Below are 26,684 nucleotides of genomic sequence, written 5' to 3'. Positions count from 1 at the left end.
CCTTGTATCTGTTTGAAAGCCTGAATCAACTGATTCAAATCTACCTGCCTGAAGACCAGATTAAGCGTCTTCAGCAGGCGTATCTCGTTGCACGTGACGCTCACGAGGGCCAGACACGTTCAAGCGGTGAACCCTACATCACGCACCCGGTAGCGGTGGCCTGTATTCTGGCCGAGATGAAACTCGACTACGAAACGCTGATGGCCGCGCTGCTGCACGACGTGATTGAAGATACCCCTGCCACTTACCAGGACATGGAACAGTTGTTTGGCAAAAGCGTTGCCGAACTGGTGGAAGGGGTCTCTAAGCTTGATAAGCTGAATTTCCGCGACAAGAAAGAGGCGCAAGCCGAAAACTTCCGCAAGATGATTATGGCGATGGTGCAGGATATCCGCGTCATTCTCATCAAACTCGCTGACCGCACCCACAACATGCGCACGCTGGGCTCACTTCGCCCGGATAAACGTCGCCGCATTGCCCGTGAAACCCTCGAAATCTACAGTCCGCTGGCGCACCGTTTAGGTATTCACCACATTAAAACCGAGCTGGAAGAGCTGGGTTTTGAAGCGTTGTACCCGAACCGCTATCGCGTGATTAAAGAGGTGGTGAAAGCCGCACGCGGCAACCGTAAGGAGATGATTCAAAAGATCCTCTCTGAAATCGAAGGGCGCTTGCAGGAAGCGGGAATTCCGTGCCGCGTCAGCGGTCGCGAGAAGCACCTGTACTCCATCTACTGCAAAATGGTGCTCAAAGAGCAGCGTTTTCACTCGATCATGGATATCTACGCCTTCCGCGTCATTGTCCATGACTCGGACACCTGCTATCGCGTGCTGGGGCAGATGCACAGCCTCTACAAGCCGCGTCCGGGGCGGATGAAAGATTACATCGCCATTCCAAAAGCGAACGGCTATCAATCTTTGCACACCTCGATGATCGGGCCGCACGGCGTGCCTGTTGAGGTGCAAATTCGCACCGAAGACATGGACCAGATGGCAGAGATGGGTGTTGCCGCGCACTGGGCCTATAAAGAGCACGGTGGCGAAAGCAGCACGACCGCACAAATCCGCGCCCAGCGCTGGATGCAGAGCCTGCTGGAACTTCAGCAGAGTGCGGGCAGCTCGTTTGAATTTATCGAGAGCGTGAAATCCGATCTCTTCCCGGATGAGATTTACGTTTTCACCCCCGAAGGTCGCATTGTCGAACTGCCTGCGGGTGCAACGCCGGTCGACTTCGCTTACGCCGTGCATACCGATATCGGCCATGCCTGCGTGGGCGCGCGCGTCGACAGACAACCTTACCCGCTGTCTCAGCCGCTCGCCAGCGGCCAGACGGTGGAAATTATTACCGCGCCGGGCGCACGTCCGAACGCGGCCTGGCTGAACTTTGTCGTGAGCTCCAAAGCGCGCGCTAAAATCCGCCAGCTGCTGAAAAACCTCAAGCGTGATGATTCCGTCAGCCTGGGGCGTCGTCTGCTCAACCACGCGTTGGGCGGCAGCCGTAAACTGGCTGAGATCCCACCGGAGCATATCCAGCGCGAGCTCGACCGTATGAAGCTCACGTCTCTTGACGATCTGCTGGCGGAAATTGGTCTGGGCAACGCGATGAGCGTCGTGGTGGCGAAAAACCTGCAGCAGGGCGAAGCAATACCTTCTGCGCCAGGCGCATCCGGCCATGCTCATCTGCCAATCAAAGGCGCGGACGGGGTGCTGATCACCTTCGCAAAATGTTGCCGTCCAATTCCAGGCGACCCGATTATTGCGCACGTCAGCCCAGGTAAAGGGCTGGTTATCCACCACGAATCCTGTCGTAACATTCGCGGCTACCAGAAAGAAGCCGAGAAGTTTATGGCGGTCGAGTGGGATAAAGAGACGGCGCAGGAATTTATCACCGAGATTAAGGTGGATATGTTCAACCACCAGGGTGCCCTGGCGAACCTGACGGCAGCGATCAACACGGCCTCTTCCAATATTCAAAGCCTGAATACGGAAGAAAAAGATGGCCGCGTGTACAGCGCCTTTATTCGTCTGACCGCCCGCGACCGCGTGCATCTGGCGAATATCATGCGCAAGATCCGCGTCATGCCGGACGTGATTAAAGTCACCCGTAACCGAAACTAGTGGTATGAATTCACAACGTTACGCGCGGATATGCGAAATGCTCGCCAGGCGTCAGCCTGACCTGACGGTCTGCATGGAGCAGGTCCATAAACCGCATAACGTCTCTGCTATCGTCCGTACCGCCGATGCCGTCGGTGTGCATGAAGTGCACGCCGTCTGGCCGGGTCACCGGATGCGCACCATGGTCTCGGCGGCGGCAGGCAGTAACAGCTGGGTTTCCGTCAAATCTCACCAGACAATTGGCGATGCCGTTTCGCACCTGAAAGGGCGCGGGATGCAAATCCTTGCCACTAACCTGTCCGCTAAAGCCGTGGATTTTCGCGAGATCGACTACACTCGCCCGACCTGCATTTTGATGGGTCAGGAGAAAACCGGGATCTCACAGGAAGCGCTGGATCTGGCGGATCGGGACATCATCATTCCAATGATCGGCATGGTCCAGTCTCTCAATGTCTCCGTGGCGTCCGCGCTCATTCTGTATGAAGCGCAGCGCCAGCGTCAGAACGCCGGCATGTACGAGCGTAGCAACAGCATGCTGCCGGAAGATGAACAGCAGCGCCTGCTGTTTGAAGGCGGTTATCCAGTGCTGGCTCGCGTTGCGAAGCAGAAAAAATTGCCTTACCCCCACGTCAACGCGCAGGGCGAAATTGAAGCCGATGCCGAGTGGTGGGCCACCATGCAGTACGCCGGGTAAGCGATGAAAGGCCGCCTGCTGGATGCTATCCCGCTCAACAGCCTGACGGGCGTGGGCGCGGCGCAAAGCAGTAAGTTGGCCAAAATTGGCCTGCACACCGTGCAGGATCTCCTGCTTCACCTCCCCCTGCGTTATGAAGACCGCACCCAGCTTTATAAGATTGGCGATCTCCTTCCCGCCATTTACGCCACCGTTGAAGGCGAAGTCCTGAACTGCAACATCACCTTCGGCGGACGCCGGATGATGACCTGCCAGATCAGCGACGGCACCGGCATTCTCACCATGCGTTTCTTCAACTTCAGCGCGGCGATGAAAAACAGCCTGGCGACAGGCCGCAGGGTGCTGGCCTATGGCGAAGCCAAACGCGGGAAGTACGGCGCAGAGATGATCCACCCCGAGTACCGCGTGCAGGGCGATCTCAGCACGCCGGAACTGCAGGAGACACTTACCCCGGTTTACCCGACGACCGAAGGTATCAAGCAGGCGACGCTGCGTAAGCTTACCGATCAGGCGCTGGAGCTGCTGGACACCTGCGCCATTACCGAGCTGCTGCCACCCGAGCTGGCGCAGGGCATGATGAGCCTTCCCGAAGCGCTGCGTACCCTGCACCGTCCGCCGCCCACGCTGCAGCTCAGCGACTTAGAAAGCGGGAAACACCCCGCCCAACGGCGTCTTATCCTTGAGGAATTGCTGGCGCATAACCTGAGCATGCTGGCGCTTCGCGCTGGCGCGCAGCGTTTCCACGCCCAGCCGTTAAGCCAGAATGATGCGCTCAAAGATAAGCTGCTGGCCTCTCTGTCGTTTAAACCCACCGGTGCGCAGGCGCGCGTCACCGCCGAGATTGAACGCGATATGGCGCTCGACGTGCCGATGATGCGCCTGGTACAGGGCGATGTAGGCTCCGGTAAAACGCTGGTTGCCGCCCTTGCAGCCCTGCGCGCGATTGCCCACGGCAAACAGGTCGCGCTGATGGCACCGACCGAGCTGCTGGCGGAACAACACGCCAGCAATTTCCGCGCCTGGTTCGCGCCGCTGGGGATTGAAGTGGGCTGGCTGGCAGGAAAACAAAAGGGCAAAGCGCGCCTTGCGCAGCAGGAAGCCATCGCCAGCGGGCAGGTTCAGATGATTGTCGGCACGCACGCTATCTTCCAGGAGCAGGTGCAGTTCAACGGCCTTGCGCTGGTGATTATCGATGAACAGCACCGCTTCGGCGTGCATCAGCGTCTGGCGCTGTGGGAAAAGGGACTGCAGCAGGGCTTCCACCCGCATCAGCTGATCATGACCGCCACGCCGATCCCGCGCACCCTCGCGATGACGGCTTACGCCGATCTGGATACCTCCACCATCGACGAACTCCCCCCGGGCCGTACGCCGGTCACGACGGTTGCCATTCCTGACACGCGTCGCAGCGATATCATCGACCGCGTGCGCAACGCCTGCACCCACGAAGGGCGTCAGGCCTACTGGGTCTGTACCCTGATTGAAGAGTCGGAACTGCTGGAAGCGCAGGCTGCCGAAGCCACGTGGGAAGAGTTAAAGCTCGCCCTGCCGGAGCTGAACGTGGGTCTGGTTCACGGACGCATGAAGCCCGCTGAAAAGCAGGCGGTGATGCAGTCGTTCAAACAGGGCGAGCTGCATTTGCTGGTCGCGACCACGGTCATCGAAGTGGGCGTGGATGTGCCGAACTCCAGCCTGATGATTATCGAAAACCCGGAGCGCCTGGGCCTTGCCCAGCTCCACCAGCTTCGCGGGCGCGTCGGCCGTGGCGCGGTAGCGTCCCACTGCGTCCTGCTCTACAAAGCGCCGCTCTCGAAAACCGCCCAGATGCGTTTGCAGGTGCTGCGCGACAGTAACGACGGTTTTGTGATTGCGCAAAAAGACCTGGAGATCCGCGGACCCGGTGAACTGCTGGGCACGCGTCAGACGGGGAATGCGGAATTCAAAGTCGTGGATTTGCTGCGCGATCAGGCCATGATCCCCGAGGTTCAGCGCCTCGCCCGCCACATTCATGAACGCTACCCCGAGCAGGCGGCAGCGTTAATTGAGCGCTGGATGCCGGAAACCGAACGCTATTCCAACGCCTGATTTCAGGCGAACATCGGCAGCATCAGGTACAGCTTAATCACCAGCGCGTTGACGATATCAATAAAGAACGCCCCGACCATCGGCACCACCAGAAACGCCATGTGCGATGGCCCGAAGCGTTCGGTGATCGCCTGCATGTTGGCGATAGCCGTTGGGGTTGCCCCCAGACCAAACCCGCAGTGACCCGCCGCCAGCACCGCCGCATCGTAGTTTTTGCCCATCATGCGCCAGGTGACAAACATGGCGTACAGCGCCATAAACAGGGCCTGCACCGCCAGAATCGCCACCATCGGCAGCGCCAGGGAGGCCAGCTCCCACAGCTTGAGGCTCATCAGCGCCATCGCCAGGAACAGCGAGAGGCAGACGTTGCCAAGCACCGACACCGCCCGTTCAAACACGCGGTAGAAGCCCATCAGCGCCAGGCCGTTGCTCAGGATCACCCCGATAAACAGCACGCAGACAAACGTCGGCAGCTCAAACGCGGAGCCCGCCAGCCATTGCGCAACCACTTTGCCTACGGTGAGGCAGATGGCGATCATCGCGATGGTTTCAATCAGCACCAGCGAGGTGATACTGCGCCCAACGTCAGGCTTTTCAAAGGCGGTCGGTACCAGCTCGTCGTCCGGCCTGCCGTTCGGCGTGGTGGAATGCTTCACCAGATAACGCGCCACCGGGCCGCCAATCAGGCCACCCAGCACCAGGCCAAAGGTGGCACAGGCCATCGCCACTTCCGTTGCATTTTCAAAACCGTAGCGCTCGACGAACAATTTACTCCACGCCGCCCCGGTACCGTGACCGCCTGACAGCGTAATCGACCCCGCCAGCAGCCCCATCAGCGGGTCCAGCCCCAGCAAGGTTGCCATGCCGATGCCAATCGCGTTTTGCATCAGCAGCAGCCCCACCACCACAATCAAAAATACGCCGAGCACCTTACCGCCCGCCCGCAGGCTTGCCAGGTTGGCGTTCAGGCCGATGGTGGCAAAGAAGGCCAGCATCAGCGGGTCTTTCAGGGACATGTCAAAATCGATTTCCCAGCCCATGCTTTTTTTGAGCACCAGCAGGGCCAGCGCCACCAGCAGGCCGCCAGCGACAGGTTCAGGAATGGTGTATTTTTTCAGAAGGGAAACGCTATGTACCAGCTTACGGCCAAGCAGTAACACCAGCGTTGCGGCAACAAGGGTCGACAACGTATCGAGATGAATCATAGAAGGCTCCTTTTTTGCGCGTGTTCCATACACACGCGGCGTTATCCTGGGCCGGTTTGCGCTCTTCATGAGCTTCCGGCGCAAAAAGTGTAATTTTTTTTCCTCATCGGATGTAGAAAACCTGCTCACAGCGGCAGATTTTCTTGTCTTTTTTTGCTGGCAATCGTTTGCTTTTACCAGGTGGTCAGATAAAATGCCCGCTTTTCCACCGTGGGATTGCCGCCGATGTCCGTTAACACCATAGAGTCGCCTGATGCGCAACCGATTGCGCAGAAGCAAAATAGCGAACTGATTTACCGCCTTGAAGACCGCCCGCCGCTGCCGCAGACGCTTTTCGCCGCCTGCCAGCATCTTCTGGCGATGTTTGTTGCGGTGATCACCCCGGCGCTGCTGATCTGTCAGGCGCTCGGTTTACCGGCGCAGGACACGCAGCACATTATCAGCATGTCTCTCTTCGCCTCCGGCGTGGCCTCGATTATCCAGATTAAAGCGTGGGGTCCGGTGGGGTCGGGTTTACTGTCTATTCAGGGCACCAGCTTTAACTTTGTGGCGCCGCTGATCATGGGCGGTACGGCCCTGAAAACCGGCGGCGCGGATGTCCCGACCATGATGGCGGCGCTGTTCGGCACGCTGATGCTGGCCAGCTGTACGGAGATGGTGATCTCCCGCGTTCTGCACCTGGCTCGCCGCGTTATCACCCCGCTGGTTTCCGGCGTCGTCGTGATGATTATCGGCCTGTCGCTGATTCAGGTGGGCCTCACCTCCATCGGCGGCGGCTATGCCGCCATGAGCGACCACACCTTCGGCGCGCCGAAAAACCTGCTGCTGGCGGGCGTCGTGCTGGCCATCATTATTCTGCTTAACCGCCAGCGTAACCCATACCTGCGCGTCGCCTCGCTGGTGATCGCCATGGCGGCAGGCTACCTGCTGGCGTGGGCGCTGGGCATGCTGCCGGAGAACACCGCGCCAGCCAACAGCGCGCTGATCGCTGTCCCTACGCCGCTGTATTACGGTCTGGGCATTGACTGGGGTCTGCTCCTGCCGCTGATGCTGGTCTTTATGATCACCTCTCTGGAGACCATCGGCGACATCACCGCCACCTCCGACGTCTCCGAGCAGCCCGTTTCCGGCCCGCTGTACATGAAGCGCCTGAAAGGCGGCGTGCTGGCGAACGGTCTGAATTCGTTTGTCTCTGCGGTCTTCAATACCTTCCCGAACTCCTGCTTCGGTCAGAACAACGGCGTGATCCAGCTGACCGGCGTGGCCAGCCGCTATGTCGGCTTCGTGGTGGCGCTGATGCTGATCGTCCTCGGCCTGTTCCCGGCGGTGAGCGGCTTTGTGCAGCACATCCCTGAGCCGGTGCTGGGCGGTGCAACGCTGGTGATGTTCGGGACGATCGCGGCCTCCGGCGTGCGTATCGTCTCCCGCGAGCCGCTGAACCGCCGCGCAATCATGATTATTGCGCTGTCGCTGGCCGTCGGTCTGGGCGTTTCTCAGCAGCCGCTGATCCTGCAGTTTGCCCCGGACTGGGTGAAAAACCTGCTCTCTTCCGGTATTGCCGCGGGCGGTATCACCGCTATCGTGCTGAACCTCGTTTTCCCGCCTGAAAAGAACTGATCCCCTTCACGGCAGGCAGTCAATGTCTGCCGTGACATCTATTTACACCATTCCCGCCTTGAGGATTGCGCATAAATCGTGCATAACTCCCTTATGTGCGTTTTGCGGGATGGAAGACCATGAAATTTATTGGAAAGCTACTCGTCTATCTTCTGGTAGCCCTGCTCATTGTGATACTGGCGCTCTATATTCTGCTCCAGACCCGCTGGGGCGCGACTCAGGTCAGCAGCTGGGTAACGGTGAATACCGACTACGAGCTCAGTTTCGACAAGATGAATCACCGCTTTTCGTCACCATCCCACATCATTCTGGAAAACGTCACCTTCGGCCGGGACGGTAAACCCGCCACGCTGGTGGCCAAAAAAGTGGATATCGGCCTCAGCAGCCGCCAGATAACCGATCCGCTGCACGTGGACACCATCACCCTGTTCGACGGCACGCTGAATCTCTCCCCGCAGACCGCGCCGCTGCCCTTCCAGGCGGATCGCCTGCAGCTGAACAATATGGCCTTTAACAGCCCGAATACCGAATGGGATCTGAGCGCGCAGAAGGTGACGGGCGGCGTCAGCCCGTGGCAGCCGGAAGCGGGCAACGTGCTGGGTAATCACGCGCAGATCCAGATGAGCGCAGGCTCGCTGACCCTCAACGGCGTACCGGCCACCAACGTGCTGATCGAGGGCCAGCTCAACGGCAAGGAAGTGGTGCTGAATACGATTGGCGCCGATATGGCCCGGGGCTCGCTCACCGGCTCGGCCCTGCGCAACGCCGACGGGAGCTGGATTATCGACACCATGCGCCTGAACGAGATCCGCCTGCAGAGCGATAAAACGCTGACGGCGTTCTTCGCACCGCTGGCCACTATCCCCTCTCTGCAGATTGGTCGTCTGGACGTGACCGACGCCCGGCTTCAGGGCCCGGACTGGGCGGTGACCGACCTCGATTTAAGCCTGCGCAACCTGACGCTGAGCAAAGGTGACTGGCAGAGCCTGGAAGGCCGCCTGTCCATGAACGCCAGCGAGTTTATCTACGGCTCGCTGCATCTTTTTGATCCGATCCTGAATGCGGAGTTTTCCCCGCAGGGCATGGCGCTGCGCCAGTTCACCTCCCGCTGGGAAGGCGGCATGGTGCGCACGTCCGGTAACTGGCTGCGCGACGGTAAAGCGCTGGTGCTGGACGATGTCGCCATTGCCGGGCTGGAGTATACCCTGCCGCAGAACTGGAAAACGCTGTGGATGGCGCCTCTGCCGGAATGGCTGAACAGCGTCACGCTGCAAAAATTTGGCCTAAGCCGCAACCTGGTGATCGACATCGATCCCGCCTTCCCGTGGCAGATCACCTCTCTGGACGGCTATGGCGCAAACCTGCAGCTGGTGAAAGATCGCCAGTGGGGCGTCTGGGGCGGCAGCGCAACCCTGAACGGCGCGGCGGCGACCTTTAACCGCGTGGACGTGCGCCGTCCGTCGCTGGCGCTGAATGCTAACGCCGCGACGGTGAACATTACCGACCTGAGCGCGTTTACCGAGAAAGGTATTCTGGAAGCCACGGCGACCGTTTCCCAGCTGCCGCAGCGGCAGACCGCGGTGAGCCTGAACGGGCGCGGCGTTCCGCTCAGCGTGCTGCAGCAGTGGGGCTGGCCTGCGCTGCCGATTGCAGGTGACGGCAATATTCAGCTCACCGCCAGCGGCAGCGTGCAGGCCAGTGCGCCGCTGAAGCCAACGGTGAATGGGAAGCTGAGCGCGGTGAATATGGATAAGCAGCAGGTAGAGCAGACGATGACGGGCGGCGTGGTGTCGGCGATGGCGCCGGTACAGTAAAAAGCCGGGTGGCGGCTTCGCCTTACCCGGCCTACGAGGTTTTGGTTCCCTCTCCCTGTGGGTGAGGACATCAGACCGCATAATTACCGTAGGCCCGGTAAGCGCAGCGCCACCGGGCATTTTCCACCTCAGAGCTGAACCGCCACCTCATCCCCCTCGGCTTTCACCACCACGCCCCACTCGCTGCCCGCGTGCGAGCCGCCCTTCACGCCGCGCACTTTCTGCACGTTGCGCAAACACACCGACCAGTTTTGCGCGTCTCCCGCGCCGGTAAATGTCACGATGTCGCCCCGACGTGACGCCTTCAGCGTAAACGCCACCGCGCCGTCCGCCGCAGGCACTTCGCTTACCGCCGTTGCGCCATCGTCCAGGTTAAACAGCTGGAAGGCCGTCCCCTCGTGCCACGCGTAGTTCGGCTTCTGGTTATTGTTGCCCAGCGCCAGCAGCGTGTTGTCGCGCACGTAGACCGGCAGGCTCATGAAATCGTGCTGCTGCTTATGCCAGCGGCTGCCCTGAATTTCGTCGTTGTGCCACAGGTGCGTCCAGCGCCCTTCCGGCAGGTAGAACTGCACGTCCCCCGCCTCGGAGAACACCGGAGCGACCATCAGGGCATCCCCCAGCATGTATTGACGGTCGAGGTAATCGCACGCCGGATCGTCCGGGAACTCCAGCATCATCGCGCGCAGCATCGGCGTGCCGAACTCGCGCGCCAGCGCCGCCTGACGGTACAGGTACGGCATCAGCAGACACTTCAGCTGGGTGAAGTGTCGCACCACGTCGCAGGACTCGTCATCGTACGCCCACGGCACGCGGTAGGATTTGCTGCCGTGCAGGCGGCTGTGGCTGGAAAACAGCCCGAACGCGCACCAGCGTTTGTAGACGTGCGCCGGGGCGGTGTTTTCGAACCCGCCGATATCGTGGCTCCAGAACCCGAAGCCGGACAGGCCAATCGACAGCCCGCCTCGCAGGCTTTCGGCCATCGACTCATAGTTGGCGTAGCAGTCGCCGCCCCAGTGAACCGGGAACTGTTGCGCACCCACGGACGCGGAGCGGGCAAACAGCACCGCCTCTTCTTCTCCCACCGTCTCTTTCAGCACGTTCCACACCAGCTCGTTGTAGATGTAGGCGTAGTGGTTGTGCATCTTCTGCGGATCGGACCCGTCGAACCACTGCACGTCCGTCGGAATACGCTCGCCGAAGTCGGTCTTGAAGCAGTCGACGCCGATATCCACAAGGCCTTTCAGCTTGTCGGCATACCACCGGCACGCGTCCGGGTTGGTGAAGTCGTAAATCGCCAGCCCCGGCTGCCATTTGTCCCACTGCCACAGGGAGCCGTCCGGACGCTTGAGCAAATAGCCCCTCTCTCTCAGCTCCCGGAAGATCGGGGATTTCTGGCCGATGTATGGGTTAATCCACACGCAGACCTTCAGCCCTTTCTCCTTCAGGCGGCGGATCATCCCTTCAGGGTCCGGGAAGGTCACCGGATCCCACTCGAAGTCGCACCACTGGAAGGCCTTCATCCAGAAGCAGTCAAAGTGGAACACGTGCAGCGGCAGGTCCCGTTCGGCCATGCCGTCGATAAAGCTGTTGACCGTCGCTTCGTCGTAGTTGGTGGTGAACGAGGTGGTGAGCCACAGGCCAAATGACCACGCAGGCGGCAGCGCCGGACGCCCGGTGAAGCGGGTATAGCGGTTCAGCACTTCTTTCGGCGTCGGGCCGTCGATCACGAAGTACTCCAGATACTCCCCTTCCACGCTGAACTGCACCTTAGAGACTTTCTCGGAGCCCACTTCAAACGAGACGTTTTCCGGGTGATTCACCAGCACGCCGTAGCCGCGGTTGGTCAGGTAGAACGGGATGTTTTTGTAGGACTGCTCGGTGCTGGTGCCGCCGTCGCGGTTCCAGGTCTCGACCGTCTGGCCGTTGCGCACCAGCGCGGTAAAACGCTCGCCCAGGCCGTAGACCGTTTCCCCCACGCCCAGATCCAGACGCTCAAAAACGTAATTGCGGTGGGTATTGCTGTCCTGCACGTAGCCGTTGTTTTTCAGCTGGCTGCCGGTAATGCGCTGGCCGTTGCGCAGGAAATCCAGCGCCCAAAACTCGCCTTTGGTGACGCGCACGCTGACGCTGCCGCTTTTCAGCTCAGCAAATTCGGCGTTGTTTTCAATCTCTACCTTCACGTCTTTCAGAACGTTCAGCGGATAGTGCGGGCCGTTGTTAAGCGCGCCCTGGAAGTGCTCGATGCGCACCCCCACAATCCCTTCCTGTGGAGCAAACAGGCGCACCGTGAACATCAACGTGTCGAGCTGCCAGGTGCGTTCGCGCACGTCACGCGGCGCCACGTACACCACCAGGTCATTACCCTGCTGCTCCACGTCGAATACCTGCACCGGACAGGTCACGTTCAGGCCCGGTTTAATAAGCCAGTTTCCATCACTGATTTTCATGCTTTCGTCCTCTTAGTTCTGTAATTCTTTGCTGACCGGCAGGTTTTCAAACTCCTGCTGATTGCGGCGCGCGCCCTGCGCCAGCTCGGCCAGGATTTTGGTCAGGAAGGGGGTTTTCAGCGTGTAGTAGCGTTTGGCGATGATGGCGCTCAGCACGTAGCAGACCGCCGGGGCCAGGGTAAACAGGCCGATAATGATGCTGATGGTCGCGCTGTTCTGGGTTTTGGCCGCCGCATCGTAGCCGCCGCCTGCCAGCATCCAGCCGATCATCGCCCCACCCAGCGCCAGACCCAACTTCAGCACGAACAGCGTGCCTGCAAAGCTAATGCCGGTCAGGCGCTTGCCGTTGGTCCATTCACCGTAGTCGACGGTATCGGACATCATGACCCACTGGATCGGCGTCACCAGCTGGTGCAGCACGCCGATGACGAAGATAAAGGCGAACATCACCACGGTGGCATGCATCGGCACGAAGAACATCGCCACGCTGACCACCGCCAGCGCGGCGTTGGTCCACCAGAAGATGCTGACCTTGCACTTCCAGTCGGTGAGCGGTTTCGCCAGCGCGGAGCCAATCAGGTTGCCGACGCAGTAGGTGGTGAGGAACGCGACGAACACTTCCGGCGAGCCCATGATCCAGGTGCAGTAGTACATCATCGCGCCGCCGCGCACGCAGACGGCAAGGATGTTGAGGATGGTCAGCACGCCGACGATGCGCCACTGGTCGTTTTGCCAGATATCGCGCAGGTCTTCCCGCATGGAGGTGGTGCTCGGCGGCACCTGGATGCGCTCTTTGGTAGTGAAGAAGCAGAACGCCAGCATCAGGAACGCGACCACCGACAGCACGGCAATCCCACCCTGGAAGCCGAACGCCTTATCGTCGCCACCAATCAGCTTCACCAGCGGCATCATCAGCACCGTGGAGAGCATGCCGCCCGCCGTCGCCAGCACGAAGCGCCAGGACTGAAGGGAGATACGCTGCGTCGGGTCACTGGTGATCACGCCGCCCAGCGCGCAGTAAGGAATGTTGACCACGGTATAGAGCAGGGTCAGCAGGGTGTAGGTAACGGCGGCGTAAACCATTTTGCCGTTAAGGCTGAGGTCCGGCGTGGTGTAGGCCAGCACGCAGACGATACCGAACGGGATCGCGCCGAACAAAATCCACGGGCGGAACTTGCCCCAGCGGCTGCGGGTGCGGTCGGCAATCAGCCCCATGCACGGGTCGGAGATCGCATCCAGCGCGCGCGCCAGCAGGAACATGGTGCCGACAAATCCGGCGGGAATGCCGAAAATATCGGTATAGAAAAACATCATGTACAACATGACGTTATCAAAAATGATGTGGCTGGCGGCGTCTCCCATGCCGTAGCCAATCTTCTCTTTTACTGACAGTACTTCGCTCATCTTTTTTATCCTTCACGCTGTAGGGGGCGCTGAGACCGGTTGCATTGGTTTTAAACCATTGTTTCAACGGCGGGTATTGCGTTTTCTGGTTAGCAGATTACGTTTCTTGTTTTTTGTGATCGCGGTAAATACTGGAGAGCACGAAAGGCTAACCTGAGGATTTTCTTAAGAATTAACTGAAACAGGGGGGTGCAGGTCAAAAGAGAGGTGAAAAAAGTGGTGTGGGGTATGTGGTAAATGCCTGAAAGTAGCTATAATGCGCCCCGCCTCCATGTAGCAATGCAGGCGCGGAAGATCGTCATCTCCGGTGAGGTGGCTGGACTTCAAATCCAGTTGGGGACGCCAGCGTTCCCGGGCAGGTTCGACTCCTGTGATCTTCCGCCAAAATTTCAAGCTAATACTTAGCACTACACTTTAATGTCATGAGAAGAAATAAATAAACGATAGCATTTTTTCATATTATCACTTGTATTATTGGCTTTTGAAGAAAAAAGATCATAGTACTTTTTAAAAAATGATTTATCACTTCTAAAATCACCTTTCCAATCATAGAACTTCACTGTTCTTGATATTATATCAACAAAGAGTTTGTCATTAATTTCTTTTACTAAATTGTCACATACAACTGCTATTTGTTGAACGGTTAAAAAATTTATAGATAATGGTTTTTCTAATAATTCAGAGTATTCATCTATGCCCAATGCAAGTGCATTATTAGATCCCAGAAGACCTGCGCGGTGAACAACGCAATGACGAAGATGACAAACTATATCATAATCAGTCAAAGCTGAAGCAAGCGAAGGAAATTTTGCAAAACCACCAATATTTACATCTAAAAAGGAATTTATACTTTTAATTATATTTGAAGAAGACGTAAAGGAAGCATTTTCTAATAAAGCTTCAGGAAAAAGGTTTTTATGATGATGTAAAGCTGCGCCATAAGTTAATGTAGAACTATAACTGTTTTTCCTCGAATGGTCGTCTAGGTTGAGCAATCTTCTTATTATACATCTAAAATAACTTTCCACGGCAGATACCAGCCCCAAGACAACTAAGCTAGCGAGTTGATTCCATTCTTGTGAAGAACTTGTGGCAAGAGATATATACCCTTCAGAATTCGGTTCTTTCAGATGAGCACCTAGTAATTTCATATTACTGGTTTTTTTATCTTGAAACAAATCTATAGGAGAATGTTCTGGCTCACTGTATGCGCTGTCGAAAAACTGCATGGATTTTATGCTCGAAGCAGTTCTTACGCCCGAAACATTACAATGAAATGTTTTTGGATTCTTAGCCATTAGTATAAGAACTCATTTGTCCATTCGTTTATCTTGTTAACGATCTTATTTGCATATTTTTCGCCAACACCTTTAACTTTCTTCAATTCTGCAGCAGTATTATCTGAAGAAAGAACATCCTCGACCGTTATATACTTTGTTTTGTTAATAACTTTCTTTTGGAACTCAGTCATAGGCAATTGTACTAATTTTGTCTTCATACAGTTTCTAAAAGTGGAACTATCCAAAAGTGCAGTCCCACAAATATGACAATAACGTTGGCCTTCTGCGATCCTTGGAGTGTTACATTTGCTACAAGGTGGTAGATCTAACTCTATTGAATCTATAGTGGACTGTGATAAAAGTCTGTTAAATTTTTTGCGAACAGGATGCTTTTCAGACTGCCCTTTAATAACTCCTAGCAATTCAGACACATTAAAGCCTTTGCTTTTAGTGAATACTCTCTCTTTAATAAGCAATGCTAAGTGAGGAATAAATCTTTTAATCTTTCTTTCAGTCCCATGGGATATATCTTCTTCAACATACAGAATACCAGCTTCGATTAAAAACTTGATCATTCTGTCTGCTTTAGTATCTATATCTTCAATTCCTATCACGATATTTTTTTTATAATCATCACCTTGCTCATCTATTTTGTTATGATTAAAGGATTTTATGGTCTTAACAATTTCAGATAATAAGTTATCGCCAATAGATATTATCTTAGCATACTGCGGCATTTTTTGAGAAATAGAATTGTATTCACTTATAATATTATTGCATTTTTCAGAAATGATAGCATTAAATTTTGACTGTTGACTTTTTCTATCTGATTCAATATAAGACCTCAAGAACATGATATATGTTCTCGGGATTCCAAAAGCGGCAAACATTAATAACTCACGCATATCCTTATCAATATTTAGGCTATTTCCAAATCTAGTTAATACAATTGCATCCATAAAGCTAAGGTAATCAGAATCCTCAACATTCATCCAAATAGGTACGCGCTCAGCATCTTGTCCAACATGAAAACGCGGTCCATATTGAGTTGTCCCGGGATAAACAGAGGCCTTTGGTGAAATATGTATTGTCTTCAAACTTCTAAAAATATCGAAAAATTCTATCATGAAATCATTAGTAAATGTTAACGCCGCATCATCTAAAAATAATACAGCACGCTTTCTATTATTTCTAATAATAGCATTTTCGATTAAATCTTGGACTATTTTTATATTAAGCTCGACAAGAACAATTGAATATTTTTCATCATATCGTTGCTTTTCGACATCTGATATAAAAACTTTTAAGAAGTTCAAATCAAAGCTGACATCAGTCAAAAAAACATTATAAGAATCCGCACAGGAAGAGACTATTTTTGCCAAAACCCAAGCATGAAAAATATCTATTGCATTTGAGTTTTCATGCAGATAAGTTTCCAACCTTAAGTAATGATTAAATGTAATATAAAGCGGTAAAGGTTTAGCTGGATCATTTTTACATGCATGGTAAGCACAACGCATTTGGTGAGTTTTACCTGTACCCCTAGGACCAACAATTAACTTTGCTCCTACCTGAATCAGCTTCTTTTGAATATTATCAAAATGCTTACTCGTGGCCGTCCATCTCAAAAGATCGTCTTTATCGATATAATCAGCGCGTTCTTCATATTCTGCCTCATCGAAAAGGGCTAAGTTCAAGTTATCTGTCATCCCGACACTCCTTTACCTGCGCGTAAAAACGAAGTAAAATACTGTAAATTTGTACAAGTGAAGCTAAAACGTGATTAAGTATAACCAATACTATACAAGCAAAAACATTAGTGATCTAGTTACTACCTTGATTAGTATTTCTCAACCTCTAACTTGCCTCGAACTTAGCGCAGGTGAAGGTGCCCTGCTTGATTCAGCCAAAAAAAAATGGCCTCATCTTCATTGTACAACTTTTGATATTGATGCGAAAAACATTGATCTTCTCCGCGAAAAATTCCCTGAAGATTTACATTATTGTGTAGATGCCACAAGCGAAATATGTCGGTCACTTCTAAAAACCAAAAAATTTGATATTGCTGTCTGCAATCCTCCATTTTCATTTATTGACATACAGGAAAACACTAAAGAATATCTCAATGCGGCATTCGGAAGCATTTATTCTAAAAGTAAAAAAATTCGCTCGGAAATATTATTCCTAGCATTGAATTTATTAGCTTTGAAAGATAATGGTATCGTAGCCATTATCGTACCAGAGCTTATTATAAAGGGGTTCGCCCATGAAAAAATTCGACGCGTAATCGCCAAAAATTTGACGATACAATATTTGATAGAATGCGAACATAAGTCATTCAGTAAGACTGAAGCTAAAACTTTTGTTTTAATTTTAAAAAAAACACCTTCGACGAAAGATTCTTACTTTAAGTATATAAAGGTTAATGAATTCATAGAGATAATTGTAAATGAACAATTCATGACCAATGTCTTTATTGGCCCAAAAAAAAGAAGTAGAGAATCTACTGAATCACGATATCAAATTTTAAGAGGACGACTATCAGGTAAAGAGTGCAAAAAAATCGCACTTAGTTATATCCATACGACGAATATGGCAGATGATATGTGCGATATAAACTTTAAAGCGCCAGAAATAAACCCTGAAAATAAAACAGCCATTATGAATGATATTCTTATTGCAAGAGTGGGCAGTAGAATAGTTGGTAAAACAAATTTTGTATACCAAGGTAATGCAATAATATCTGATTGCATCTTCGCCGTAAGATTTCAGAATGAAGCAGACAGAGTAATATTCATTAATTACTGGAAAAAAAATAGAGATGAATGGATTAGCAAAAACTGTACAGGAACATGTGCTAAACACATCACTATTGCAAATTTATCGTTGCTGATTGATTCAATTTTATCATCTACTCCTTTGGAGTAAGGCCTAAATATTCTAACTCTTTTCGCGCCAAATTTTTAAACCAATTCCCCAAACTCATCCCTTCGGCCTTCGCTGCAACCTCACATTGTGCCTTCAATTCAGGCGTAATACGCATCTGAAAAGTTGGTGCTTTTCCGGATTTTGACTGATTTGGGTCACGTTTAGCCGTTGACATGTACGTACCTACAAGAGCAAGATATCATCATTGAGGTACGTACCTTAACATACGACAACCTCAGATTGAAACGCCCCCGTCAGGTACTCGCAATACCGGACGAGAGCTAACCTCACCAACTATCAAGGAGTTGATTATGGCTGATTCGCATTCTACCCCAGACACAGACCAATCCGGAACCGAGCGTTCGTTAATTGTGGGATATCGCCCGAATGTTTTCGACAAATCCACGCCGAAAATCATCCTTTCCGGCAAGTGGCTGCGGGCTGCAGGGTTTGATACCGGACAGCAGGTTACGGTAAAGGTCATGAAAGGATGCGTCGTTCTGGTGGCGTATAACGAGCAGGAGCAAAGGATTCTGGACGATTACAAACGCACTAAAGCAAAGTTATGCCAGATCGAGAACACGCTGGCGAGCCTGCAATTATCATAACCGTTCCCGCTGTTATCAAGTTGGCTGCTGGGCATGCAGCCAATATAAAAAACAATATAGAATGCCAGATTTCTTCCATAACATCCAAAAAGCAATCGAACCCAACATGTAATGCTAACTTACAAGTTCAATATATGATGACATTCATCATTTCAATTCCTGATGCTATTTTAAGTTAGCATTTATCTTACGATGGCAACGAAATCATAATTCAACGTTATAATCTTTAAAAACCCATCTGAGAAACGTATACATCGCAAAGAGCAGTTTTAAATCCCACTTCCATATTTTATTTTCTATTTTGAAATGAAAGTCACAATTTAAATCTATAATGAAGAGTAGTTTCCCTCAGTCTATAAAAGGAGATTGAGATGGCTATACCTGTTTACTTATGGCTCGAGGATGATTCAGGCCGGAGGATTAATGGATCTGTCGATATAAAGGGTCGCGAAGGTTCAATAGAAGTGATTGAATTTATGCATTCTATAGAACAGCCTATAGATAAATTCTCCGGAAAAATCACAGCAAAACGCATTTGTAGTACCTATGCATTCATGAAAGAGATTGATTCATCATCCTCATATCTATACAAAGCCTTGTGCACTGGGCAAACGCTAAAAAAAGCAGAGTTCATATTTTACAGGATCAACTATAACGGACTCGAAGAGGCTTACTTTAAGACAACGTTAGAAAATGCAAGAGTTGTTCAAATTGAACCTGTCATGTTTGATATTAAACATCCGCAAAACGAACACTATACACACCATGAATATGTAGATCTAATATATGAAAAAATCACATGGCACTACATTGATGGAAACATCATTCACTCTGATACCTGGAAAGAACGCGCTTAAGGAGAAAGTATGTCCTGGGAATATGATGTAAAAGAGCATAAATTTTATCTGGATGGTATTTACCAATTTGATGCAGATTATGCAGGTGCAAGTGGTTACAAAAACGATCCGTCACAAGAATGTGTAAAAAACAGCGGACCTTTGCCGAGGGGTACCTACACTATTGGGTCCCCCCATAATTCTGCTCATACTGGAAAATACACTCTTAGCCTCACGCCCTACTCTACAAATGATATGTGCGGTAGAGACTCATTTAAAATTCATGGTAAAAGCAGTTTGCACCCTGACGACTCTTCAGAGGGCTGCATCATTGCACCTCTGAGTGCCAGAAGGAGTATATGGAAAAGCAACGATACGGTATTGATTGTCAAATGAAGTATTTATTTTGTTTCTTGCCATTACTCATAGCAGCCAGTGCGTACGTCTCAGCAACCGAAATGAGTGGCTTCGCGTCCCAGTATTACGATGAAGACGACTCACTGACGGAAAATTCAACGACAGTATCCCTTTTCCCAACCATCACTATAGGCAATAAAACCTTGCAAATGGAGGCTACTCACCTGTCAGACATCACCAGTTCCCCCGTTAACAAAGACAGTTCCGCGCGCTGGATCTGCCTCCATGACGACGATGACACGAATTACTGGTTCATCTCGGATAACGAAATGGGTGCAGGATTGTTAACGGCACTAGCCATAGCCAGGGATGGGATTCATAAAGAGTGTGCAAAAACAACGGAACCTATCAAAGTCTCAGTCGCTAATGTTCCGTTTTTGAATGCTACTCACGGGAATTTAGTTGCATTGCTCGGCAAGAAAGAGATCGCCAAAAAGAAAGCGATGCTTTTTTATCAGGAGACGCCAGTACAGAATGGATTCATCCAGAGTAATACGGTCTCTTATTACTTTGATGGGGAAAAAGTGCGTGGCGTAATCATCGGGCAAATTACCAGTAACTAGCTTGCAGACTCCCTCTCCAGAGGGAGAGGGAGTTAAACCTGCCCACCCAACCGCATATGTAACAACGGAAACGGATTCCCTTGCCCGTCCACTTCCGAGCGCCCGACCTGCTCAAACCCCATATGGCGATAAAATTCAACGCCCTGCGGGTTCTGCTCATTCACATCCACTTCGTTCGCGCCGAACGCTGCGATGGCGTGTTGCAGCAGCAATTTCCCAACGCCTTTCCCACGGCTCGCATCGTCAACAAACAGCATTTCAATGCGGTTTTCATCCACGCCTAAAAAGCCGTGAATAACGCCTGCGTCATCGCGAGCAATCACAACCTTGAGATTTGGCAGATAGGCGTTGAGCAATAGCGGGCGCAGCGCCGCAATATCGCTTTCCTGTAAAAAGTGATGGGTGGCGCGGACGGAGGATTCCCAGATCGCGACCAGACGCTCGAAATGTGTGGGGAGTGCGGTTTCAATTTTCATGGGGGAGATCATGATTGGAAAATTCTACTAATGCAAATCACTCTATGCGGCCTGCTCCCCCTCACCCTAACCCTCAGGGAGAGGGAACTGACCGTGCGGTTTTTCATCCCCTACCCTGATCTCCATCACCGCATACACCCCGTCCTTCGGCACCACCACGGTGACGTTTTCCACCGGCACGCCCGCCGCGAGGTGGATGTCCTGCAGCTGCTGTAACGACCTCGGGTGAATATCCTCCCAGCCGATGCCCCGCAGCACAAAGTCAATCTGCGGGCTGCTGGTGAGCATGTTCGACACAATCACCGCGCCGCCGGGCTTGACCAGCCGCAGCGCGCGCTGGAGAAAAATCACCGCGTCGGTATCATTGAAATATTCGAAAATCCCCAGCGCGTCGACCAGTTCGGCCTGATGCTCGCCCAGCTCCAGCAGCAGGTCCTCGTTACGCACCAGCGTATGGAGCAGGTTGCGCCTGAGCAGCGTCAGCTGTTCGCCCACCACAATGCCTTCCTGCGCCGCCATGGTTTCCGCCCAGCTCAGCGCAACCGGGTCTTTGTCCACCAGGGTGAGATAGACCTGCTGACCGTCGAGCTTTGCTTCGCGCAGCGCCTCCAGCACCGGAATGGCGGCACCGCTCGCGAGGCTGACCCAGTTGTTCTCGCTTTCATTATGAATGTACTTATCCACCAGCGCGGCCAGCACCCGGGCGCGGGAGCGCACGCCAATCGCATCGTTAGCGTGGATAAACCACTGGCGGCTGTCGCTGTCCATTTTTGTGCCGTCGGGCAGGCGGTCCTCCAGCGGGTTTTGCACCACAAACAGCGCCAGCGCGGAGGGGACCAGCCGGGTGCGCCACGCGGTGAGCGCCGGACGGTTGCGGAAGGCCTGTTCGGAATAGCGGTTCTGCGGAACAAGCACGGCCAGCCCCCCTTCGTCGTATTCCACCCGCGGCGGCCGAAGCGCCGGCTCCGCTTTCAAGGCGCGGTCAAGGGAGGCGATCTCACGGGCAGCATCGTCTTTCATCGGCCACTGGTCGCTGACGTCGGGAAATGACGCGCTGAAAATCGTCATATTTTCCGGCGCATCGCCGCGAAAAGGCTGCCAGTTCATGTCGTCTTCCCTCCGTTAGGCTTTTAACGGAAGTCTATCCAGGCGTGCCAGTAATGCCCCAGGAAGAAAGCACGATTTTTATTGTTTCACCCACACCAGCTGGTCAACCCGGAAGCCCAGGCTGCGCGCGGTGTTCAGGTAATCCTGCTTCACCGCATCCGGGATGTTCGGCGTACGCGACAGGATCCACAGGTAATCGCGGTTCGGGCCGCTGACCAGTGCATACTGGTACTTATCGTCGAGTCTGATCACGTTATACCCGCCGTAGAACGGGCCGAAGAAGGAGACCTTCAGCGCGGCCGTGCTCGGCTCGCCGGTGAAGTACGCTTTCCCCTCGCTCTCATTCCACTTGTTCTTCACCGGATCGTAACCCCGGTTAAGCACGCTGATACCGCCGTCGCTGCGCTTGCCGTAGGTCGCCGTCACCTGCTCCAGCCCGCGTTCGAAGCGGTTTTCCAGACGGGCGACTTCGTACCATTTACCGAGATAGCGGCTGGCTTCGAAGTTGGTAATAGGCTGCACGCCTTTCGGCGGCGTGGGGGATTTACAGGCGACCAGCGTCAAAGCAATCGCAACACCGGTCACAACAGGCCATAGCTTCATGAGAATTCCTTTCATTTGCACGGTTGGATGTTAAGTGTAGTGCACCGTTTCGGCGCTTCATCCCCTTCGGGAAAATTCGTAGTATATTGAGAGTATTCCTCCACTCTGGACACGGACATGGCTTACTCCATCGGCGAATTCGCCAGACTCAGCGGCATCACCGCCACCACCCTGCGGGCGTGGCAGCGTCGCTACGGTTTACTCAAGCCACAGCGCACGGAAGGCGGCCATCGCCAGTACAGCGATGAGGACGTCCAGCAGGCGCTCAAAATCCTCGACTGGGTAAAAAAAGGCGTCCCGATCGGCCAGGTCAAACCGCTGCTGGAACGCCCGACGCCGGGCCGAACCAACAACTGGCAAACCCTGCAGCAGAACATGCTGCAACGCCTGCAGGACGGCAAAGTCGAGTCCCTGCGCCAGATGATTTACGACGCCGGACGCGAGTACCCAAGGCCGGAGCTGGTCGCGAACGTGCTGCGCCCGCTGCGCCGCCAGGTCTCGGCTAACGTGGCCGCCGCCATGACCCTGCGCGCGATCCTCGACGGCATCATCATCGCCTATACCTCGTTTTGCCTCGAAGGCGATAAAAAAGCGCCGGGCGATAATATTCTGCTCAGCGGCTGGCACCTGAACGACCCGTGCGAGATCTGGCTCGAAGCCCTAACGCGCACCGGGCAGGGCCACCGCATCGACATCCTGCCGGTTCCCCCTGCCGCGCTGGCGCCGGAAATTTTCCCGGAGCGAAAATGGCTGCTGGTCACCAGCGGTAAACTCACCGCCGGGCGGAAAAAGCAGGTGGAGCAGTGGCAGCAGCAGGTATCGCTTGAAGTGATTATCCTCTGATCATTTTCTCCTGCGGGAATCTTCACGAAAAGTTGAATATTTTCCCGCGCCGCAAATGCTAACGTTTTCCTGTGACGAATAACTCCACAGGAAAACACCATGAAAAAAACTGCCCCTCTGCTGATCCTGGCCTCAATGGCCTTTGCCCCCGCCGCCTTTAGCGCCCCTGCCGGTACGCTGAGCGTCCACATTCTCGACCAGCAAACCGGGATGCCGCCATCAGACGTGAGCGTTACGCTGGAGAAGCAGCAGCAGGACAAATGGACCCCGATTGCCAGCGGTAAAACCGACCATGACGGACGCATCAAATCGCTTTATCCGCAGGATCAGGACATGCAGCCTGGCGTGTATAAAGTGACCTTCAAAACCGCTGAGTACTTCCACGGCAAAAAGCTGGACTCCTTCTTCCCGGAGATCCCGGTGCTGTTTACCGTGACGCGCACCAACGAGAAGCTGCACATCCCGCTTCTGCTGAGCCAGTACGGTTACTCGACCTATAAGGGCAGCTAAGACGCATTGATTCTAAAGGAATAAAAAAAATAGTTCCGCGAATACTTGGACAAATTAGTCATGTTGTGTAAGTTTTAATTATATGAACGGGAGGACCACACCATGACAACGAAACCTGTGCTCGGTATTAGCGGATGTTTGACCGGATCCGCCGTTCGCTTTGACGGCGGACACAAGCGTATGAGCTTCGTCATGGATGAGCTGGCCCAGTGGGTGAACTTCAGGCCCGTCTGTCCGGAAATGGCCATCGGCCTGCCGACGCCTCGCCCTGCGCTGCGTTTGATTATGACCACCAGCGGTGAAACGCAGATGCGCTTTAGCCACGCGCCTCACGAAGACGTTACGCAGAAAATGGCGGACTTTACGGCAGATTTTTTGCCGAAAATCGGCGATCTCGCCGGGTTTATCGTCTGTGCTAAATCTCCAAGCTGCGGCATGGAACGCGTGCGCCTGTATGATGAAAACGGCAACCGGGGCCGCAAGGAGGGGGTCGGGCTGTTCACCGCCGCCCTCCTTGAAACCTGGCCGTGGCTGCCCGTGGAAGAGGACGGACGCCTGCACGATCCGGTGCTGCGTGAAAACTTTGTCGAACGTGTTTTTGCCCTGCACGAATTGAACACGCTGCGTAAAAATGGCCTCACGCGCCGCGCGCTGCTGGACTTCCACAGCCGTTACAAACTCCAGCTGCTGGCGCACCATCAGGCGGGTTACCGTGAAATCGGCCCGTTCGTTGCCTCGCTGCACGAGTGGGAAGACCTGGAGGCCTTCTTTGTGGCGTACCGGGAAAAGCTGATGACCATCCTGAAAAAACCCGCTTCGCGGAAGAATCACACCAACGTGCTGATGCATATTCAGGGGTATTTTCGTAACCAGCTGAACACCCGCCAGCGCGGCGAACTGCGCGACGTGATCCTGCATTATCGCAACGGACAGTTGCCTATCCTCGCCCCGATCACGCTGCTGAAGCACTACCTGGCCGAATACCCCGACCGGTATCTGATGACGCAAAACTACTTTGATCCCTATCCTGATGATTTGGGTCTGCGTCTGGCAGTCAAGTGATCATAAAAATGCGAAGGCCCCATTGACCCGTAGAGGCCCAAAGCAGTACCCCGTTTAGACGACATCCTCACTGTCGTCTCTTTTTTGCATTTCATCTCAAAGACTGTGATTATATACAGGCTTATTCTGCGAAAGGGGCCTGCCTGTGATCCACACCCTGCATATCCAAAACTACCGCTCCATCCGCGAGATGTCGCTGGAGCTGGAGCAGCTCAACATTGTTTTTGGGCCGAACGGCACCGGGAAATCGAATATCTACAAGGCGATACACCTGATGCACAGCGCCGCCCAGGGGCAGTTTTCACAGGCGCTGGCGAACGAGGGCGGCATTCTGAAGGTGTTCTGGGCAGGCAAAACCCGCAGCGACCAGCTGCGGCGGATGAATCTGGCGGTAGAAACAGAGAGCTACGAATACGAGCTGCAGGTCGGGTTTGTGGAGAAGCTGCCCTATCCCTCGCAGTTTCAGCTCGACCCGGTGATCAAAGAAGAGTCTCTCTGGCTGAGCGGCCAGCACCGTCGACCTTCGTCACAGCTGATGAAGCGCAGGAATCAGGCGGTGTTTCTGAATAACGTGCATCACGAGAAAGTGACCCACAGCGGCACGCTGTACGAGAACGAATCGGTATTCGGCCAGCTCGGCGAACCGCACCTTTACCCGGAAGTGTCGCAGATGCGCGAGTCCCTGCGTAACTGGCGCTTTTATCATGAGTTTTCTGTATCAATCGGCTCGGCGATGCGCGCCCCGCAGGTCGGTTTTCGCTCCCCGGTGCTGGCCAGCGACGGCGCCAACCTGGCGGCCGCGTTTCAGACCATCGTCGAGATTGGCGACGAGCTGCTGCTGATGCGCATCCTTGACCAGGCCTTCCCCGGCTGCGTGTTTTACAGCGACAACACCGGCGGACGTTTTCGCATGATGATGCAGCGCGAGGGGCTGAGCAGACCGCTGGAACCAGCGGAGTTTTCCGACGGCACACTGCGCTTTCTGTGCCTGGCGGTAGCGCTGTTAAGCCCGCGCCCACCGGCGTTTATCGCGTTGAACGAACCGGAAAACAGCCTGCACCCGCAGATGCTGCCTGCCCTGGCGAGCTTAATCGCCGAGGCCAGCCGCTACTCGCAGATCTGGCTCACCAGCCACTCGCCGGAGCTGGCGACGTTGATTGAGAAGCAGCGATCGTTTTCGCTGTATCAGCTGTCGATGGCGGAGGGGGAGACGCGGGTGGAGAGGCTGGGGTAGTCTCAATGGGCACGGAGGCTGTTTTTTCGCATCTCACTCATGCTAACTATTCTCGATAACAATTCTATCCGACGACGATTGTTGGTGAGCGGTTCATTTTTCGACTTTAATTGTCATTCACTTAAACTTTTGAAATTGAGTTTTCCTGCACCCTTGATTACTTTGCCAACAACATCATCTGCACCCGTTATAATCCCGATAACAGTGGCGAGATAATCAAGCGCACTGTGTGCTTCTAAAAAACGGCACAGTTTTTTCTTATAAAACTCATTCGTTTTCTGCTTCGACACGCTCTTGCGCCATCTGCCGGGCCGTTTTGCCGTGAGATACTTCATCCAGCAAGTCGCTCAGTGAGCTATCCTCAGCGATTATTTTTCCGGCGATACTCATGTAGTTTATTTTTTAACCATATCCCTACACCTAATATTAATCCTGTAATACTTCCTTTTATTAATGCGATATGTAATGCCTTTTTCCATGAAAAAAGGAATTCACCATTGTTAAAATAAAAAATTGTTGACACTCCGAACTGGCATACGAAAAGAACAATAGTGACTAGAACTGTACAGTACACAACTAAGAAAAGGAGCCAAAAGATACCAACCTTACTGAAGACACTCATTGCTTCTTCTCCCGTTTGTTTAACTTATCTTTTACCACTTTTCCTGTAAATTCAGTATCTTGTTCTATAGCTCCATCTGTCAGATAGTTGATACCTGCATTAGCTTCAGTCCCCAGTCCCCACATGGTCTGAGCACCACCAGGCTACCCGTCGCTAATGCCCCAGCATAAGCTTTATTAACGGCTTCGCCTCGCTTACAGGCTTCACCACCT

At 53.4% G+C, this 26,684-nt stretch carries 25 protein-coding genes and 1 tRNA gene; 15 read left to right on the top strand and 11 right to left on the bottom strand.

Annotated features, from left to right (window positions below):
- Window positions 1-2 precede the first annotated feature (2 nt).
- From spoT to recG, 3 genes are read left to right on the top strand one after another with little or no spacing between them, the layout of a single operon-like run.
- A complete protein-coding gene (spoT, locus tag L362_RS04225; RefSeq protein ID WP_008502673.1) occupies window positions 3-2,117 on the top strand; it encodes a bifunctional GTP diphosphokinase/guanosine-3',5'-bis pyrophosphate 3'-pyrophosphohydrolase in 2,115 nt (704 codons plus the stop codon).
- A gap of 4 nt (window positions 2,118-2,121) precedes the next feature.
- A complete protein-coding gene (gene trmH, locus L362_RS24730; protein ID WP_021242410.1) occupies window positions 2,122-2,811 on the top strand; it encodes a tRNA (guanosine(18)-2'-O)-methyltransferase TrmH in 690 nt (229 codons plus the stop codon).
- A 3-nt stretch (window positions 2,812-2,814) separates the two neighbouring features.
- Entirely contained in the window at window positions 2,815-4,896 is a 2,082-nt protein-coding gene (gene recG / locus L362_RS04235; RefSeq protein ID WP_023345194.1) for an ATP-dependent DNA helicase RecG, read from the top strand.
- Between the two features lie 2 nt (window positions 4,897-4,898).
- Here the strand turns inward: recG and gltS are convergent, their stop codons facing one another.
- Window positions 4,899-6,101, bottom strand: coding sequence for a sodium/glutamate symporter (gene gltS / locus L362_RS04240; RefSeq protein ID WP_023293746.1), 1,203 nt, complete (start codon window positions 6,099-6,101; stop codon window positions 4,899-4,901).
- A 225-nt stretch (window positions 6,102-6,326) separates the two neighbouring features.
- Here gltS and xanP point away from each other — a divergent pair, with 225 nt between their 5' ends.
- Together xanP and L362_RS04250 are read left to right on the top strand one after the other, a co-directional pair.
- Complete coding sequence (gene xanP, locus L362_RS04245) at window positions 6,327-7,718, top strand: xanthine/proton symporter XanP (protein WP_023326426.1); 1,392 nt, start codon at window positions 6,327-6,329, stop codon at window positions 7,716-7,718.
- Window positions 7,719-7,837: 119 nt separating this feature from the next.
- The gene (locus tag L362_RS04250) at window positions 7,838-9,532 is read left to right on the top strand and encodes an AsmA family protein (protein WP_023345193.1); all 1,695 of its coding nucleotides are present in this window, start codon (window positions 7,838-7,840) and stop codon (window positions 9,530-9,532) included.
- Between the two features lie 128 nt (window positions 9,533-9,660).
- Here the strand turns inward: L362_RS04250 and yicI are convergent, their stop codons facing one another.
- Together yicI and L362_RS04260 are read right to left on the bottom strand one after the other, a co-directional pair.
- The gene (gene yicI, locus L362_RS04255; RefSeq protein WP_023345192.1) at window positions 9,661-11,979 is read right to left on the bottom strand and encodes an alpha-xylosidase; all 2,319 of its coding nucleotides are present in this window, start codon (window positions 11,977-11,979) and stop codon (window positions 9,661-9,663) included.
- Between the two features lie 12 nt (window positions 11,980-11,991).
- Complete coding sequence (locus L362_RS04260) at window positions 11,992-13,383, bottom strand: glycoside-pentoside-hexuronide family transporter (protein ID WP_023345191.1); 1,392 nt, start codon at window positions 13,381-13,383, stop codon at window positions 11,992-11,994.
- Window positions 13,384-13,672: 289 nt separating this feature from the next.
- Here L362_RS04260 and L362_RS04265 point away from each other — a divergent pair.
- A tRNA-Sec gene (locus tag L362_RS04265) sits at window positions 13,673-13,767 on the top strand.
- A 23-nt stretch (window positions 13,768-13,790) separates the two neighbouring features.
- Here the strand turns inward: L362_RS04265 and L362_RS24725 are convergent.
- Both L362_RS24725 and L362_RS04270 read right to left on the bottom strand, forming a co-directional pair.
- A complete protein-coding gene (locus tag L362_RS24725; protein WP_023345190.1) occupies window positions 13,791-14,681 on the bottom strand; it encodes a hypothetical protein in 891 nt (296 codons plus the stop codon).
- On the bottom strand, window positions 14,681-16,372 hold the full coding sequence (locus tag L362_RS04270; protein WP_023345189.1) for a hypothetical protein: 1,692 nt from the start codon (window positions 16,370-16,372) through the stop codon (window positions 14,681-14,683). Before L362_RS04270 ends, L362_RS24725 begins: the two co-directional genes overlap by 1 nt.
- Window positions 16,373-16,442: 70 nt before the next feature.
- Between L362_RS04270 and L362_RS04275 the strand changes: the two genes are divergently transcribed.
- On the top strand, window positions 16,443-17,591 hold the full coding sequence (locus L362_RS04275; RefSeq protein WP_023345188.1) for an N-6 DNA methylase: 1,149 nt from the start codon (window positions 16,443-16,445) through the stop codon (window positions 17,589-17,591).
- On the opposite strand, the gene L362_RS24195 is transcribed toward L362_RS04275, so the two are convergent.
- Window positions 17,575-17,766: a toxin-antitoxin system HicB family antitoxin gene (locus L362_RS24195; protein ID WP_071787689.1), complete on the bottom strand. Its 192-nt coding sequence runs from the start codon at window positions 17,764-17,766 to the stop codon at window positions 17,575-17,577. The two genes, L362_RS04275 and L362_RS24195, sit on opposite strands and share 17 nt — an antisense overlap.
- 136 nt (window positions 17,767-17,902) lie before the next feature.
- Between L362_RS24195 and L362_RS04280 the strand changes: the two genes are divergently transcribed.
- The 4 genes from L362_RS04280 to L362_RS04290 all read left to right on the top strand — a co-directional run bounded on the left by L362_RS04280 (window position 17,903) and on the right by L362_RS04290 (window position 20,015).
- Window positions 17,903-18,199 (top strand): SymE family type I addiction module toxin, encoded by a 297-nt coding sequence (locus L362_RS04280; RefSeq protein ID WP_023345187.1) that lies wholly within the window; start codon window positions 17,903-17,905, stop codon window positions 18,197-18,199.
- Between the two features lie 371 nt (window positions 18,200-18,570).
- Window positions 18,571-19,056 carry a type VI secretion system tube protein TssD gene (gene tssD / locus L362_RS04285; RefSeq protein ID WP_023345186.1) on the top strand — a complete coding sequence of 162 codons (486 nt, stop codon included), beginning with the start codon at window positions 18,571-18,573 and terminating at the stop codon, window positions 19,054-19,056.
- 9 nt (window positions 19,057-19,065) lie between these two features.
- Window positions 19,066-19,431, top strand: a complete 366-nt coding sequence (locus L362_RS24190; RefSeq protein WP_023345185.1) for a tlde1 domain-containing protein — start codon at window positions 19,066-19,068, stop codon at window positions 19,429-19,431.
- Window positions 19,395-20,015 (top strand): hypothetical protein, encoded by a 621-nt coding sequence (locus tag L362_RS04290; protein ID WP_023345184.1) that lies wholly within the window; start codon window positions 19,395-19,397, stop codon window positions 20,013-20,015. Before L362_RS24190 ends, L362_RS04290 begins: the two co-directional genes overlap by 37 nt.
- 32 nt (window positions 20,016-20,047) lie before the next feature.
- Here the strand turns inward: L362_RS04290 and L362_RS04295 are convergent, their stop codons facing one another.
- The 3 genes from L362_RS04295 to L362_RS04305 all read right to left on the bottom strand — a co-directional run bounded on the left by L362_RS04295 (window position 20,048) and on the right by L362_RS04305 (window position 22,201).
- A complete protein-coding gene (locus tag L362_RS04295) occupies window positions 20,048-20,491 on the bottom strand; it encodes an acetyltransferase (protein WP_032637916.1) in 444 nt (147 codons plus the stop codon).
- A gap of 66 nt (window positions 20,492-20,557) precedes the next feature.
- The gene (locus tag L362_RS04300) at window positions 20,558-21,598 is read right to left on the bottom strand and encodes a class I SAM-dependent methyltransferase (RefSeq protein ID WP_023345182.1); all 1,041 of its coding nucleotides are present in this window, start codon (window positions 21,596-21,598) and stop codon (window positions 20,558-20,560) included.
- A 78-nt stretch (window positions 21,599-21,676) separates the two neighbouring features.
- Window positions 21,677-22,201: a lipocalin family protein gene (locus L362_RS04305; RefSeq protein WP_023345181.1), complete on the bottom strand. Its 525-nt coding sequence runs from the start codon at window positions 22,199-22,201 to the stop codon at window positions 21,677-21,679.
- A gap of 117 nt (window positions 22,202-22,318) precedes the next feature.
- Here L362_RS04305 and L362_RS04310 point away from each other — a divergent pair, with 117 nt between their 5' ends.
- The 4 genes from L362_RS04310 to L362_RS04325 all read left to right on the top strand — a co-directional run bounded on the left by L362_RS04310 (window position 22,319) and on the right by L362_RS04325 (window position 25,850).
- Window positions 22,319-23,044: a MerR family transcriptional regulator gene (locus tag L362_RS04310; protein WP_023345180.1), complete on the top strand. Its 726-nt coding sequence runs from the start codon at window positions 22,319-22,321 to the stop codon at window positions 23,042-23,044.
- A gap of 99 nt (window positions 23,045-23,143) precedes the next feature.
- Window positions 23,144-23,554 (top strand): hydroxyisourate hydrolase, encoded by a 411-nt coding sequence (gene uraH / locus L362_RS04315; protein ID WP_008500117.1) that lies wholly within the window; start codon window positions 23,144-23,146, stop codon window positions 23,552-23,554.
- A 102-nt stretch (window positions 23,555-23,656) separates the two neighbouring features.
- Window positions 23,657-24,616, top strand: a complete 960-nt coding sequence (locus L362_RS04320; RefSeq protein ID WP_023345179.1) for a YbgA family protein — start codon at window positions 23,657-23,659, stop codon at window positions 24,614-24,616.
- A gap of 145 nt (window positions 24,617-24,761) precedes the next feature.
- Window positions 24,762-25,850 (top strand): AAA family ATPase, encoded by a 1,089-nt coding sequence (locus tag L362_RS04325; protein ID WP_023345178.1) that lies wholly within the window; start codon window positions 24,762-24,764, stop codon window positions 25,848-25,850.
- A 113-nt stretch (window positions 25,851-25,963) separates the two neighbouring features.
- Here L362_RS04325 and L362_RS0123205 read toward each other — a convergent pair whose 3' ends face one another.
- Window positions 25,964-26,140, bottom strand: a complete 177-nt coding sequence (locus L362_RS0123205) for a hypothetical protein (protein WP_155249609.1) — start codon at window positions 26,138-26,140, stop codon at window positions 25,964-25,966.
- Window positions 26,141-26,468: 328 nt separating this feature from the next.
- The gene (locus L362_RS25030) at window positions 26,469-26,597 is read right to left on the bottom strand and encodes a hypothetical protein (protein ID WP_255344111.1); all 129 of its coding nucleotides are present in this window, start codon (window positions 26,595-26,597) and stop codon (window positions 26,469-26,471) included.
- Between the last annotated feature and the right edge of the window lie 87 nt (window positions 26,598-26,684).

The sequence above is a fragment of the Enterobacter sp. MGH 16 genome (assembly GCF_000493175.1).
Classification (GTDB): Bacteria; Pseudomonadota; Gammaproteobacteria; order Enterobacterales; family Enterobacteriaceae; genus Enterobacter; species Enterobacter roggenkampii.
Note: the sequence above shows the minus strand (reverse complement) of the source record. Positions and strands in the feature narration are given on the sequence as shown.